Origin of the sequence: Anaerostipes rhamnosivorans (genome assembly GCF_005280655.1) — a bacterium.
Lineage (GTDB): Bacteria > Bacillota > Clostridia > Lachnospirales > Lachnospiraceae > Anaerostipes > Anaerostipes rhamnosivorans.
This window is the reverse complement of sequence record NZ_CP040058.1, coordinates 621,135-636,059: the sequence shown is the minus strand read 5'-3', so window position 1 is coordinate 636,059 and position 14,925 is coordinate 621,135. Positions and strand designations below refer to the sequence as shown.

Annotated in this window: 13 protein-coding genes and 1 pseudogene; 1 reads left to right on the top strand and 13 read right to left on the bottom strand. The window is 44.7% G+C overall.

The window, feature by feature from the left end; genetic code table 11:
• Positions 1-42: 42 nt before the first annotated feature.
• The 12 genes and pseudogenes from AR1Y2_RS03145 to AR1Y2_RS03095 form a co-directional block, all read right to left on the bottom strand.
• Complete coding sequence (locus tag AR1Y2_RS03145) at positions 43-1,131, bottom strand: DNA alkylation repair protein (RefSeq protein ID WP_137327658.1); 1,089 nt, start codon at positions 1,129-1,131, stop codon at positions 43-45.
• 122 nt (positions 1,132-1,253) lie between these two features.
• Positions 1,254-1,325 carry a helix-turn-helix domain-containing protein gene (locus AR1Y2_RS18300; RefSeq protein ID WP_243118898.1) on the bottom strand — a complete coding sequence of 24 codons (72 nt, stop codon included), beginning with the start codon at positions 1,323-1,325 and terminating at the stop codon, positions 1,254-1,256.
• A 62-nt stretch (positions 1,326-1,387) separates the two neighbouring features.
• Positions 1,388-1,849, bottom strand: a pseudogene (rhuM, locus tag AR1Y2_RS03135) (RhuM family protein); the annotation flags it as partial.
• A 325-nt stretch (positions 1,850-2,174) separates the two neighbouring features.
• On the bottom strand, positions 2,175-2,591 hold the full coding sequence (locus AR1Y2_RS03130) for a DUF3795 domain-containing protein (protein WP_137327657.1): 417 nt from the start codon (positions 2,589-2,591) through the stop codon (positions 2,175-2,177).
• A gap of 189 nt (positions 2,592-2,780) precedes the next feature.
• A complete protein-coding gene (gene rlmD / locus AR1Y2_RS03125) occupies positions 2,781-4,139 on the bottom strand; it encodes a 23S rRNA (uracil(1939)-C(5))-methyltransferase RlmD (protein WP_137327656.1) in 1,359 nt (452 codons plus the stop codon).
• Positions 4,140-4,260: 121 nt separating this feature from the next.
• The gene (locus AR1Y2_RS03120; protein WP_137327655.1) at positions 4,261-4,767 is read right to left on the bottom strand and encodes a metallophosphoesterase; all 507 of its coding nucleotides are present in this window, start codon (positions 4,765-4,767) and stop codon (positions 4,261-4,263) included.
• Between the two features lie 12 nt (positions 4,768-4,779).
• Positions 4,780-5,364 (bottom strand): XTP/dITP diphosphatase, encoded by a 585-nt coding sequence (locus tag AR1Y2_RS03115; RefSeq protein WP_137327654.1) that lies wholly within the window; start codon positions 5,362-5,364, stop codon positions 4,780-4,782.
• Positions 5,365-5,368: 4 nt separating this feature from the next.
• Positions 5,369-6,508: a THUMP domain-containing class I SAM-dependent RNA methyltransferase gene (locus AR1Y2_RS03110; RefSeq protein WP_137327653.1), complete on the bottom strand. Its 1,140-nt coding sequence runs from the start codon at positions 6,506-6,508 to the stop codon at positions 5,369-5,371.
• 28 nt (positions 6,509-6,536) lie between these two features.
• The gene (locus AR1Y2_RS03105) at positions 6,537-6,845 is read right to left on the bottom strand and encodes a rhodanese-like domain-containing protein (protein WP_137327652.1); all 309 of its coding nucleotides are present in this window, start codon (positions 6,843-6,845) and stop codon (positions 6,537-6,539) included.
• 102 nt (positions 6,846-6,947) lie between these two features.
• Entirely contained in the window at positions 6,948-7,100 is a 153-nt protein-coding gene (locus AR1Y2_RS17690) for a hypothetical protein (RefSeq protein WP_175403576.1), read from the bottom strand.
• A gap of 329 nt (positions 7,101-7,429) precedes the next feature.
• Positions 7,430-8,137, bottom strand: a complete 708-nt coding sequence (locus AR1Y2_RS03100) for a lysophospholipid acyltransferase family protein (protein WP_137327651.1) — start codon at positions 8,135-8,137, stop codon at positions 7,430-7,432.
• Between the two features lie 6 nt (positions 8,138-8,143).
• Entirely contained in the window at positions 8,144-10,786 is a 2,643-nt protein-coding gene (locus AR1Y2_RS03095) for a YhgE/Pip domain-containing protein (RefSeq protein ID WP_137327650.1), read from the bottom strand.
• A 209-nt stretch (positions 10,787-10,995) separates the two neighbouring features.
• Between AR1Y2_RS03095 and AR1Y2_RS03090 the strand changes: the two genes are divergently transcribed.
• Positions 10,996-11,433 carry an RrF2 family transcriptional regulator gene (locus AR1Y2_RS03090; protein WP_137327649.1) on the top strand — a complete coding sequence of 146 codons (438 nt, stop codon included), beginning with the start codon at positions 10,996-10,998 and terminating at the stop codon, positions 11,431-11,433.
• A gap of 1 nt (position 11,434) precedes the next feature.
• Here the strand turns inward: AR1Y2_RS03090 and AR1Y2_RS03085 are convergent, their stop codons facing one another.
• On the bottom strand, positions 11,435-14,899 hold the full coding sequence (locus tag AR1Y2_RS03085) for an Ig-like domain-containing protein (RefSeq protein WP_175403575.1): 3,465 nt from the start codon (positions 14,897-14,899) through the stop codon (positions 11,435-11,437).
• Positions 14,900-14,925 lie beyond the last annotated feature (26 nt).

Genomic DNA, 14,925 nt, shown 5'->3' with positions numbered 1-14,925 from the left:
CTAAAAGGATCATTATAATCTGCATAGCAGTTCTCTCCAAAATTAAATCGTTAATTCAAACTCCATCTTTTGCTGTTCTGCACCATTGACAATCAGCGCAATGGAATGGATTCCAGCATAGTGCTTTCTTGTACTTAAATCTGCAAAAGAGTGCTTTTTCTCATAAAATTTCTTCTCATTTTCATTCAAAGAGGTTTCCGAGATTTGAAAGATCTTTCGATTTCTTTTCCCGTTGGCCTTCACATAATCAATCCCATATTCCAGCCTTACTTTTGTGGCCTCATCCGATGATATGTAGAATGAAAAGGTAAGGTCCTCTCCAAGGGAAATCGATGTTTTTCCCAATTGAAAGCTGCTTACATGGATACAGTCAGCATTATGGTAACCGAAAATAGCCAATACCTCGCAGTTTCCATTTTTGAGCAGGGTTCTGCATCCATGCTTTACGATCCAGTCGGTGAATTCATTCTCACCGTACCATTCTTTTGCCATCTTAACGACTAAATCTGGATGTGTTTTGGAAATATCATTTAGATTATTGGCAACGCTCTTTCTTACATACGGTGATGGATCCGCTTTTAGTTGCTGCAATATCGGCAAAATGGGCGCAGGGTCTTTTTTAAATCTTACCAATGCCTGTCCCCAGGGCAGTGAAGGACGGCATCCCTCACTGGCAAGTCTGCGGACATGCTCATTTTCATGCCTGGACCAGAGATACATCTGCTCCATCATCCGCTCTTCGTGGTTGATGATAAAAGGCCTTACAGCAAATTCCGAAGAGGAGTATGGGGTATACCTTTCTAAAGCTGCGATGGAAAGATCCCAATTTTCTTCATCCTGTCCATAAACCTCTACAAAGTCGGGAAATAAAATTCCGAAAAAACCAGAAGTACAGCTGGAAACGGCCTGATCGAGGATGGCAAGAGCTTCCCTATAATCCGCAGGTAAATATTTTCCCAAGGTCATGGTGATTTTTCTCACCCTTGCTTTCAGCGCTAGCTCATCCCAGGACTCGTCCATTGTTGAATTTAAGAACTCCTCGGTCTGAAAAGTAGGATAGACTGAGTGGATTGTTTGTGCCAGATCGCGAAGTGAGGTTTGATTGTACATATTTTTTAATAAGTTGGCCATTTTATTTTTTCTCCTGTGGTGTCCCTTTCCGGGGAAATGCATCTGTATTTTGATATTCCATTAATCTTTTCTCATTGCCTGCTTCAACAAGCCTCCCAATTTTTTCCGGTCCTTTTTATCCGTTAGAGCCTCATTTCCATCATATCATATTTCTTTACCCAGGAATAAACTTGGCTGTAAGATACATCGAACAGTGTGGCAGTCTCTGTTCCATATCGCTATTATACAATGAAAACCATTCCAGAAGTAATCAGTTCACTATCCTTCTGTCAGGAGCTGATTCCCATGTAGTCAAGCCTATATGCTCTTTTTCCGCATCAGCGCGTTCTACAATTAGTTCTGCAGCGGTATGCCTGTGAACTGCCCAGTACATTTTGTTCTGCACTGTCTGGAACAATCGCCTCGTCGTCTTGGCATCCTTATCGTAGTCAAAGGCTGTGGCATAAAGGTCTGTGATTTATTGATAGAACTTTCGTTCTAAAAGGCGAATCTCACGGATATTCTGCAGCTGACGCTCAAGGTATTCATCTGTGAACATATGGCCCTTCTTAAGACGTTCCTTATCCATTGTCCAGCCCTGGATCGTATAATCCTTTACAATTTGACCTGAGCATTTGCGGAATCGAACAGCACGGTCATTATTCACTTTAAAACCAACAGCAATAATCGCTTAAAGGTTATGGTGTTTTGTGTTGTAGTTTTTTCTGTCAGCGGCAGTTCTCCATCTTCATAATTCTTCTTCAAATAATAATTTCTGAGCTATGAACGGTTATTTTCATCTTTATTCTTATTTGCCATGTTCTTTCCTCCAATATATCATAACGAACTTGCTATTCATTCCAGTCTATCACTCAAGAAATCACACGTACCTTGTGCCATCTCTGTTTCCATTCAAAAAAAGATATAATGTAACGTTACACATTTTAACGATGAACACGACCTCCTTCTGATTATCTCTTCAGTTTGCTTGCTGTTTTATCTATCAGTTTGCTTTCTTATTAATTTTCGCAACTTCAAATTTCTCTAATTCTATAAGCCGAATTTTAGTCCTTCATCTTTTCTTGACATTCACTGCATTCTCTGTCGTGAATGGAAATAATACCGCCGCATTTTGGGCATGTATATTTTTCTTTCTGCTGTTCCATAAATGCTTCTAACCCATGTTGCCGTACAAAGTCACTATTTTCCATAAGGCTTGCTTGGTATCTCTTGTTATAGCTTTTTTCAAGATTTTTTATTGACTTGCATGGATAGTCGGAACACTCGAAGCAATAGGACAATTCTTTATCTTTCATACAGTCTTTTATCTTACATTTACGGCAATGTTCCGGCTTTCCCATATCACCGTTCAGGCACCCAGCACATGATTTTTTATGATAGCAATGTTTATAGCAGGCCTTACAATTCATTCCACAAGGGGCGAACATGATAGGATCAATATTTTCTTTCGACATTTTCATAGGCTATTACTCCTTTCAACGTTCAGTTTCAATGCCCGACATCTAATTTGGCGTCTAAATTATCCACGCTATTTTCGCTATACGCTTATCGCCCTGTTTCCGCAGAGCGTTAAGTTTAGACCTCGGATTGAACGTTTTCATATCCTCGATAGCAAAAAAGGCCTGAAATCAAGCCTCTTTCACTCACAATCACTTGACCTTAGACATCAGACAGACCGTCTCCACATGAGCCGTCCCCGGAAACATATCAACACACCCGCCCCTCTCAACCTCATACCCAGCCTCCCGAAAGATCTCCAAATCCCTCGCCAGACTGGTTGGCTTACAGCTAATATAAACCATCTTCTCCACCCCAAAGTCTATAATCTTCTGAATTGCCTTTGGATGAATTCCATCCCTGGGCGGGTCCAGCACGATAAAGTCCGGCTTATCTTCCAGTTCATCGACCACTTTCAGCACATCCCCCGCGATGAACTCACAATTCTCAAGCCCATTAAAACCAGCATTTTCTCTGGCCGCTTCCACCGCTTCCTCAACGATCTCAACACCGACCACTTTTTTTGCCACCGGAGCCAGCATCTGCGCAATGGTTCCGGTACCACTGTACAAGTCAAAGATCACCTTGTCATCCGTATCTCCCACATACTCCCTGGCGGTCTCATACAGAACTTCCGCTCCAAGAGAATTTGTTTGAAAGAAAGAAAACGGTGAAATCTTAAATTTCAGCCCCAGGATTTCCTCATAAAAAAAGTCTTCTCCATACACTGTCTCCATCTGGTCCGCCTTTACCACATCAGCCAGGCTGTCATTGACCGTGTGCAGGATCCCCCGGATGCTGCCATTTAGCGGCAGACGGAGCATCTCCTCTGCAAGAGGCTTCATATCAACATCCTGCTGGGAGGAGGTCACGATATTGATGAGCAGATCTCCAGTTGCGTCCGACCGGCGGATCACCAGATGCCTTAGATATCCTTCATGGCTCATCTTGTGGTAAAAGTCACAACCCAGCTTGGAAAAATAATTTAATGCACAGGAAACGAGCAGATTATAATCGTTATCCACAAGTTTGCAGTCTGTTATGTTGACAATGTCGTGAAATGTATTCTTTTTGTGCATGCCAAGGGCCAGCAGGCCTCCTTTGACTTCGTCCCCAAAAGAAAACTCCATCTTATTGCGGTATTGCCACTGTTTTGGACTTCCTTTGATCCCTTCCCAAATTTCATCGGACACATAATCTTTTAAGAGTTCCCGGACTTGTCCTTCCTTTATTCTCAGCTGGTTTTCATAGGAAACCGTCTGGTAGAAACAGCCACCGCACACCCCAAAATGAGGGCACTTAGGGATAGCGTCCTCCATCTCGGACGGCTCCAGCACCTCCACGAGCCTTGCAACAGCCTTTCCTTTCCTAAGCTTTGTCACCTGCCCGGTGATCCTTTGGCCCCGGATGACTCCTTTGACTGAAACCTCCCGGTCTTCCGCCTGAAAAAACCCTTTGTTCGGGAACTCTGTACGCTCAATGACACCTTCCACAAAATCTTTTTTCTTCATCTTATTTATCCCCAATCTATTGATCACTTTTTCTATACGACGAAAAAACTGCCTGTGCCATTGACACTTGGACAGCCTCGCTGTTACTTACAGTATTCATGCCACAAACAGTTTTTTCATGTTAAATGTTCAGTTCTCTGAAATGCTCTTTATAATATCCATGGGCATAATGGGCTTCTCCCATATCATCAATCTCCATCAGAAGAAATGTCGGCTTTCTGCCGGCCTGTCTCGGATAAGAGATGCTGCCGGGATTTAAGATCGTCATATCGTCCCCGATCTCAATAAACGGCACGTGTGTATGCCCGTACATAATGACATCAACGTCATGCATCTCGCCATATTCCCGCAGATAGTCCACCCCGGAATTCACATAATACGGATGTCCGTGGGTTACCCAGATGCGGTATCCCTCTACCTCTACGGTCTGCTCGCTGGGAAGATCCAGGTAATAATCATTATTTCCCGCCACCATGACAACCGGGCATCCTGCTATATCACGGATATACTGGTCACCGCGCTCCACATCGCCGCAGTGGATCAGCATGTCGATCTTGCCAACCTGCTCCAATACCCCTTTTACATCGTCGTTTCGACCATGAGAGTCACTGATTACTAAAATTCTCACAAGATAACCTCCCTAAAGAATGTCTTTGATTTTTCTCAATGCTTCTCCGCGATGGCTTAACCGGTTTTTCTCTTCACTGCTCAACTCTGCACTGTATCTGCCCAATTCCGGCAGATAGAAAATCGGATCATAACCGAATCCATTCTCTCCTTTAATCTCATACCCTATGATACCTTCCATGGTACCACGACTTGTCCTGATTTGTCCATCTGGAAATGCAGCTGCGATCACGCAGACAAACCTGGCGGTCCTTGCTTCTTCCGGCACTCCGTCCATCCGGTCCAGGATCTTCTGGTTTTTGATAGGATACGGTGTGTCTTCTCCCATATATCTGGCAGAATACACCCCAGGTTCCTTGTTCAGCGCATCAATCTCCAAGCCGGAATCGTCCGCGAGAGTAAGCTCTCCGGTCAGTTCCATGATAGCTTTCGCCTTGATGACCGCATTTTCTTCAAATGTGACACCGTCTTCTATGATTTCTGTATCCACCCCTGCTTCCTTCATAGACACGATCTCGTATCCGGTATCCGCAAGGATTTCCCTGATTTCTTTCATTTTGCCCTGATTTCCAGTTGCAAATATTATTCTTTTCTTCATATTCTTATCTCCTGGGCGGTTTTGGTCCGAGATACTGGCAAAACTCAGCGCGTATCATTCCGTTATAAACTTTTCTAACTTTCGTGGCTTTACCGATATACTTTTGGGCATCCTCATAAGACGTGATCACATACTTGGACCAAGTGTCCATCTTGTGGAAGATCTCTCCAATCTGCTGGTAAAGCTGCGGTAGATCCGCTTTTTCCTCCAAACGTTCTCCGTAGGGAGGATTGGTTATGATAAACCCATATGGTTTTGGATGGCTGAAATCCTTTACTTCTCTCTGCTGGAAATGGATCAGGTGATCCACTTCGGCGCTGGCTGCGTTCTCTCTGGCAAGCTTCAACACCTTTGCATCCTTGTCATAGCCCTGCAGGTCCATGGAGACATCCATATCCATCAGATCCGCTGCCTCATCGGCCGCTTCGTACCATGTTTTTTTCGGAAGGAAATTCGTCCATGCCTCTGCTTGGAAGGAACGGTTCATGCCCGGAGCGATCCCCGCGCCCATCATCGCCGCTTCTATTAGAAAGGTTCCGCTTCCGCAGAATGGATCCACCAGTATGCGGTCCTTATTCCACGGTGTCAGCATGATCAGGGCAGCCGCCAGGGTCTCCCTGATCGGCGCTTCACTCGTAAGCGTCCGGTAACCCCGTTTGTGCAGCGGAGTCCCGCTGGTGTCCAGGCTCACCGTCACCTCGTCCTTCAATATGAACACACGCACCGGATATTCGTTTCCCGTCTCAGGAAACCATGACACATGATATTTCTTTTTTAAGCGCTCCACCATGGCCTTCTTTACGATGGACTGGATATCCGGGGCACTGAACAGTTTGCTTTTTGCTGTGGATGCCTTTTTGACCCAGAACTTTCCGTCCTCCGGGATAAAGTCCTCCCAGGCAAGCTGTGCTGTCCTGTCAAACAGCTGCTCAAAGGTTGCTGCCTTGAAGGCACCAACCTTGAGTAACACCCGTTCCGCTGTTCTTAAAAACATATTGGCTCTGGCAATTCCGTTTAAGTCCGCAGAAAATGTGACTCTTCCGTCCTCGACCTTTGTAATCTCGTATCCTAAATCCTGTATTTCTCTTTTTAATACTGCCTCCAGACCGAAATGGCATGGGGCAATCAATTCTATTTTATTCATGTTTCTCCTTTGCACCATAATACCCATTCTACAATTTTAGGCCTAAGGATGTCAACTCTCCGCGGTAATAATAAATCCCGCCTACAATATTATAAACCTCATAACCTTCTCCTGCCAGGTGCCTGGCGGCCAGCATGCTCTGTCCTCCGAAGTCGCAGTAGACGATGATTTTCTTGTCCCGATAGGAATCATCCTTGATCACTCCATAGGGCATGCTCACTGCGCCTTTCAGATGCCCTTGTTTATATCTATAAGGTTCCCTTACGTCGAACATTACATAACCATCCTGTCCGGCCAGGTCGATTCCTTCCTGCAAAGTTATATTTATAAATTCCATTTCCACATACTTTCCCTTTTATAATTTAGAATATGCAGTAATATGAAAAGACGTCCAAAGAAATTTTCTTTGGACGTCCTTCCTGCTTCCTTCTTCTAATAACTAACGGTTAGAAGAGTTCTGGCTGCTGTTCTGAGATTTGTTCTGACTTTTGTTCTGAGACTTGTTCTGGCTCTTGTTCTGAGATTTGTTCTGGCTGTTGCTCTCATTTGAAGAGTCTTTGCAGTTGTTGTCGTTTGAATAATTTTTTGCCATGATAGATTCTCCTTTCTGTTGGTTACACAAATATTGTCTGCAAAAGTGAAAAAAATATTCTTGCAAGATTTACAAATCCAAATCTTAAATTCTTTTCTGCGTCTATAATTTTATTTTGAATTTAAAAATATTTATTGCTTTTTTCAGAAGGATACCTTATAATTCAAATTGTAGAAGGTATTCATTATATTTCTACTATATAACCCCTTATTAATTTATTTATACTCCCCTCAAAAAGGCCAGATTTCCCTATCTGGCCTTTTTACCTGTCTAAAAATAAACTGAGGCTCAAGAAAATACACCTTCTCTTTGAGCCTCAGCTTTGCTTTTTATCGTGATTCTATTGCCTGCTGGATTCTGTCTTTTACCTGTTTTGCTATCTCAGTTGTCTTCATATCCTTGTATTCTTCATAGAGAAGCGGTTCTAAAAAATGTACTTGCACGGTAACCGGTTTCACCGTATTGGTGTCGAACGGCATAAATGCGTTCACAAGGGCTACCGGGACGATCGGACATTTTGCTTTGACCGCCGCCTTAAAGCTCCCGCCTTTGAATGTCTGCACCTCATTTCCGTTTTTAGAACGGGTCCCTTCCGCAAAGATCAGATAGTTCCTCCCCTGTTTTACTTCATTTGCAACATTGATGATCACCTGCATGGCCTGACGGACATCATCACGGTCGATCATATATGCCTTCATGCATGCAAATACTTGTTTTAAAAACTGGATATTGGAGATCTCCATTTTGGCTACCACGGAAAACGGCCTGGGACACGCCTCTACCACCGCCAGTACATCATACAGTCCCTGGTGATTGGGGAAAAAGATAAAACCGTCCTTTTCCGGTATATTTTCCTGCCCGTAGACTTCAATCGTAACATTTCCGCCCTTATTCGCCCGTGTCGTGATAAAACGCAGCATGGCAAATCTCTTTTCTTCCGAATATTTATCCACATGAGAAGCGTAATAACATAACTTGATCCACATATAAGGTACCAGAAAAATGTTTCTGAATACCATAAGCAATATTCTCTTCATTCTCTCTTACTCTTTTAATCCTTCTGCGATGATTGTGCTGTTGACTCCCACCTCTTTTGCCTTTTTCTGATAATATCCAATGGATAAAAGAGAAAATGCGATAAGGATTCCTATAAATACAAGGACATCCGCCGTGATCCCTCCGCCGATCGTAAGTGTATTCCTGAATGCGTTGACACTGTAGGTAAACGGCATAAAAGGATGAATGATCTGGTAGAATTTCGGTGACAACTCGATGGGATACGTTCCTGCCGCACCTCCCAGTTGAAGTACCATAAACACCAGCACGATGAAGCTGCCCACTTTATCCAGCCAGAGGTTAAAGAATGTAATCATGGCCATAAATGTCAAGGAAACCAGGATCGACATCAAAAACGTTGTCATCAGTTCTTTGGGCTCCAGCCCGTTGATGACCATCAGCATGATGACCATGACCACTGCCTGCACAGCCGCCACTGCCGCCATGACGGAAGCTTTCGACATCCACCACTTCAATCCGCTTCTCACTTTCCCATCGTGTTCTTTCAGCGGGAACATAAGGCAGAATGCGATACATGCCACATACAAGGCCACAGACATCATATACGGAGCCATGGCATGACCGTTATTCTGTACCTGTGACATCTGGGAGTGCTCTGTTTTCACCGGGGATGCAAACATATCCACGGTGTCCTTTGAGTCATTGATCTGTCCGGCCTCTTTGGCGCCGTCTGAAAGTTTCGTCTGCAGCGTTTTACTTCCGTCATTCAGAGTGGCAAGGCCTCCGCCGACAGTTTTTGAACCGTCTGCCAGTTTTTCTGCTCCACCGCTGATCTGTTTTGCCCCTGATGACAGCTTTTCACTTCCATTTAACAGAGCCTGGCTGTTACCTGCCAGCTGGCTGGTTCCTTTGCAAAGACTCAAAGTACCATTTTTCAGGTCCGCCATACCCTGAAACAGCTCCGGCAGTTTTCCTGTCATCTGACCGGCACCTTTGTTCAGCGCTGACGCTCCTGTCTTTAGTACTCCTGATTTGCTGTCCAGCTGTTTCAATCCGCTGTTTACCTGGTCCACGCCTCCAGTGTAAGCTTTCACTCCTTCTTTCAGCCCGCCTTTTTCATCTATCTTGGACTTCATCTGACCGGTGCCCTGATAAACCGCCTGCATTCCCTGAATCAGCCCCATATCCTGAGGTTTTGTTCCTGTCTTATCCAGATTTGTTTTCACTTCTCCAAGGCAGGAGGATAACGTACCGATGGTATCGGCTCCGTTTCTTAAAAGAGAAGCTATGGTCTTTATCTGATCTGTCCCTGCGGCCTTGGTGCTGCTTTCTGAGACCGCGGAGTTTTTTACTTTGGCTGCTTTGTTTTTGATGGTCTCTGCATCCGAGGATATGGAGTCCGCACTTTTTTCAAGTCCTGATATGAGACTCCGCTGTTCTTCACTGCTCAGTTTTTGAAAAGTGGCAGAACTCTTTAAATCTGCGATCTGCTGCTTTAGTTCACTGGCATGGGCTGAAAGATTGGAGGTCTCCTGTGACAATTCCTCGGCATTCTTCCCGGTCTGTGCTGCCCCGGTCTTGGATACCGCTGACGGATCCATCTGATCGGCTGCCTGCTTCATCCCTGAGATCAACTGCCTCGTCTGCTGCTGTTTTTCCGGTGTCATTGATTTCCCCAGTTCTGAGGACATAGTCTTTAATCCGGTGAGAACACTGCCGCTTCCTGATTCCACACTCTTAATTCCATCGGAAAGAGCCTGCAGCCCACTGTTGAGAGTATTGCTGTTTTTACCAAGCTCGCTGCTGCCTGCGTAGACAGTCCCCACTCCGTCCGTGTAGTCTGTGACACCTTTATTTAATGTAGCGGTGCCGGTCTTTAATTCATTGGCTCCGGACTTGAGGGTTTTTGCCCCTTTGGACAGCTGCCCCGCCCCTTTGTTGAGCTTTCCGGCTCCTTGATCTACCTGGGCCACTCCGTCTGTGTAGCTCTTTAATCCTACCTGAAGAGAGTCAGCTCCATTCTTAAAGGTAAGGGAACTGGACGCGAGAGTGTTCAGGTTATCTGTAATTGTTTTATTTCCTTTGGAAAGCTTCTTTGTTCCGCTGTTGATCTGTTTTGCCCCGTCTGCCGCCTGGCTGAAGCCTTTGGCTGCTGTCTTTACCTGCTGGAACATGGTTTCCGTATAGGTTTTTGTGACCTGATCCGCTACCTGGGTGCGGATCGTACTCACTGCTGTCTCATCCATCTTGGATGCGATATAGTTGGTTCCCGGATTTGTCCGGTACTCAAGCTGCATCTTTTTTGGATGATCATCTAACAGCGTAGAGGCATTTTTAGAAAAATTCTCTGGTATAGTGATCACCATATAATAAGTACCGTTTTTGAGCTTTGATGCCGCTTCCACTTCATTTACAAAGTGGAAATCCAAAGAATCAGACTTCTTCAGGTTCTTAGCCAGCTCTTTTCCCACTTCCATCTTGGTACCATTGTAGGTGATGGATTTATCGTTATTGACTACCGCCACAGGGAGATGTTTGGTCTCTCCGTACGGATCCCACATGGATCCCAGGAAAATCGTTGTGTAAAGTGTGGGGATCAGGATGATCGCCGTGAGCACCAGCATCATCCATTTGCTATTGCGTATGTTCTGCCATTCTTTTTTCAGCATCTTTCTTCCTTCTTTCTGAGTTTCATTTTATGTTCTTTAGACACCTTTTGTTTACAAAAGAATATTTTGTAGATATAATATATCCATGGATAATTCTTATCTATGGATACAGAGTATTATATTCACCTATATTTTATTTGTCAACACATCTTGAAAAAACATCTCAATATCAAGTACAATCATTCTTTATAAGGAGGATTTTTATTATAATGAAGATCAAAGGAAGTTTGGAGCAGGCTGTCTGTATTCTGCTCGTCATCGCCCATACCCCAGGCCATGCACCGGTTAAAAGCTATACCTTAAGCGACCGCCTGGGATTGTCAGATTCCTATTTAAAGAAGATCATGAGGCAGCTGGTCGTGGCAAAGCTGGTGGATTCTGAGGCTGGAAAAAAGGGCGGTTTCGTATTAAAAAGGACCCCGGAAAACATCAGTCTGCTGGATGTTTTCGAGGCCATAGAAGGCACAAGTCCATTTCTGTCCACCACGAATCTGGTGGATAAGGTATTCCCCAAGGAAAAAGCTCTCGCCCATGAAAAAGAACAGCAGATCGTCTCTGTCTTTAACCAGGCAGAACAGGCATACCGCTGTCAGCTCTCACAGTTTACACTGCAGCATGTGATCATAGAAACACTGCCGGATCATTGATCTATTTCTTTTTCCATTTGGCATATAAGGTATAATTGCTGCGTTTTCCTTTTGAAATGGTTTTAATTCTCTTCTTATATTTCTTCGATGTATACCAGCCTTTGAACCGGTATCCTTTCCTGACAGGATTGTTCAGCCGGACAGAGACATTGTAGTAGCTCACAAGATTGGCACTGCTGTTTTTTCCTCTGTTGAGCTTATACTTGATCGTATAGCCTTTCGTCTTGGCGCTGTACGGCCCGTATACTCTCTTTCCGGCAGAGTCCAGACGATATGCCCGAATCCTGGTATAATACTGCATGTTCTTTTTCAACCCCCCGGCATTCTTTTGTACAGCGGAGGTAATCCACTTCTTTGTATCAGGCAGACGGAATCCTGAATCAGATGAGACAGACACCTCGTATCCGGCCGCTCCCTGCACTTTCGTATAACTCACAGAAAGAGTGGTTCCCACTGTCTTTTTCAAACTTGTCACCTTCGGCGCTTTTAATGAGATCTTCTGCCATTTGGCATACAGATGATAATCTTTTTTCTGTGTCAATGTCTCAATTCTGCTATGGAATCCCGCATCCGTATACCACCCGGCAAACAGATAACCGCTTCTCTCCGGTGCATTTAAGCGTATCGGCACGGCAGTAAATGCTGACGGATTTCCCGGATGATTTCTTCCACCGTTCATGGCATATTGAACTTTATAGATCTTCCGCTTTACCGTGATGTCACAGCTCGCCTCGGCTTTGCTTCCGTCCCGGGCCTTTGCAGTCACTTTAGCTGTGCCCTCCGCCAATGCCGTGACCCTTCCCGAGCTGTTGACTGAGACAGCCTTACTATTGCTGGACCATGACACGGACTTATCATCTGCACTCTGGGGCTGTACATCTGCCTGCAGGACAAAGCTGTCTCCTGGATACAGATCTTTTGTGGTCTGATTAAGCCGGATGCTCTGGACCTTCTGTACTTTATTACTTACGGTTATCTTAACTGAGGCAGATACTCCGCTGCCGTCTGCAGCTGTGGCTGTGATCTCTGCGGTTCCTTCTGAGACTGCAGTTACAGATCCCTTGTCATCCACTATAGCTGAAGATTCGTTAGAAGACTTCCAGATCAGTCTGTCATCTGCGTCGTCTGGAAGAACTCTTGATCTGATATGTATCGTGTCACCTACAATCATCTGCCTGTCGCCTCCGCCAAGGATCACCGATTTTGCTTTTGGGCGGTAGGAAAGCAGTCCGCTGTCTGTCTTTTGGCTGTCAGAGTATTGGTTGGAGCTGTCAACTGCACTGATCTTAGCCTGATAGGTTCCTTTTCCGTTGAAATACTGTGAACAGTCATAGGTTTCTGTCTTGATGTTCTTGACCGTAGTAAGATATTGTCCTTCTTCAAAAAGTTCAATTATATAGGAATCCGCATTGGGCACCTTATCCCATTGAAGTTTACCGTTTCCCTGTTCATCCCATCTGACATTTACGGGTGCTTCAAGCTGAGGGACCTTCTTTAAAATCCCTGTATATTTACTGCCGTCTTTCTCAACTTTCATTAAGTGACCGTCTGTATCTATAAGTACAATTCTTGTGATAGTGTCGTCTGACAGAGTATCCGCCGTTAGATAAACTCCTTCCTCGATCGTTCCGTTTTCTGGAAGAATCGTGAGTGAAATCTGCGTACTGAAAATTTCCGCAGTGATCTTTTTTCCGCTGGTCATGACCAGGTTTGCGTCACCCCCATCGGTGTCCATATTCGACACCTGGATATCTCCATTTACTTTTGCTGCATCATCCAAACTGTAGATGTAAAGATCTTCTGTCCCCTCGATACCTCCATGAATAACGATCTCCTCATTTTGCTGGGAATCCGGAGCTAAATCCAGCATCTGCCATCCCAGCACCTTTCCCTGGATATCCCCGTTATGAAGAATCAGGATTCCCTCTTTATTTTCGTCCTTAATAGTTCCATAGCTTCCGCTTAAAATATCCATCTGCTGAGTATCCTGGGAATCTGGTACACTCTCATATCTGATATCCGGCGGAGTTCCCTCCATAGTAAGATTGTTCTCAAATGAAACACCGACTCCTTTTATGATGACGCCGTCGCGTCCGCTACAGGCACTAAAATCCAGTTTAAGGTCGTGGATCTGAGTAAAATCTTTAATGGTCAGCGGCTGCGTAAATGTTAATTTGGCAGGTGCACTCTTGTTTCCTGAAACTTCAATCGAATGTCCCGGTAAAGAAAGAACCAAAGCTTTATCTACCTGTGTATCGCCTACAATTTTAAAAACTATATTTTCTCTTCCTGTGGAAGCCGCCTGCAATGCTTTTGATAAAGATGCAAATGCCTGATCTTCAGACTGTCCTGTATTGCTGTCATCACCATCCTTCCCATTAATGTAATAGATGCTTTTCGATGATTTCTTTTCTACCCGCCATATTTTATTCGTGCCAGTCACCGTTGTGCGGATTTCCCAAGGCAGCTGACTGTTGTTCAATTCCAGAATTCCGGCAGACCCAGGCACATCCGATATAATCTGTCTGCCTAAGGAAGCCAGTACCTGGGCATATCCACTGATCCTGCCTTTTACATGCAAATCTGCATCTATATTCAAAACAGCAGATCCGTTCAAATCCATATCACCAGTTAAAGTGGTCCCATTTTCTGTAGTCAGTGTGAGTGTTGAACTCAGCGAAACATTCTTCACATTGATCAAAGTATAGACACTGACCGGATAGGTAATATTCAGCTGATCCACATTTTGGATAGATCCCAGCAGCTTTTGTCTTGAATACAGATTCAGTACCAAAGCAGTATCCAGCTGATCCGTGTCCGCATTGGAGCGAATCGTGATCTCGGATCCATCTGCCACCTTGGCTCTGCCTTTTCCATACCCATAGATCCCGGCAAAGTTACCGCCCGCCACGTCAATGACTGCCCGTCTCCCGGAGATCTCTGATCCGTCTGGGCTTCCGGCATAGATGTAAGCTTTTTGATTGACATTTTGGTTAGTAAAACACTGGACAGAATCTGTCATCGTCAGAGAGTATCCGTTGGCATAAAAGCAACGCCCATCTGCTTCTGTAGATGGTGTTTCCAGCCGGATGCTGTCAAACTTTAAATCATTTCCCTGTGCGAGACCATACCGCAGTGACATAAACACCGATGAAGTTTCTCCCTTGACCGTGAGCATTTTGTCCTCCGGTGTAGTCAGCTTCCCCTGATGCACATAGTTGTCGACAATGACAATGGTTCCTCCATCATTCACCAAATCAAATGCTTTGTTTATATCCTTCAATGGTCTTTCTTTCGTACTGCCGTCTCCCGATGTGGGAAAATTCATAGAGCTGGTCAGATACACTGTATCCAGACCTCCCTGTTTTTTCACACTTCCCATGACCGTATTAGGTGTGATCACCCAGGAAAACACCATTGACAAAGTCAGTATATATACAGCGAAACGCTTCCATATCTTTTTCATTCCAATTCCCTCCAAAACAAAGTGGG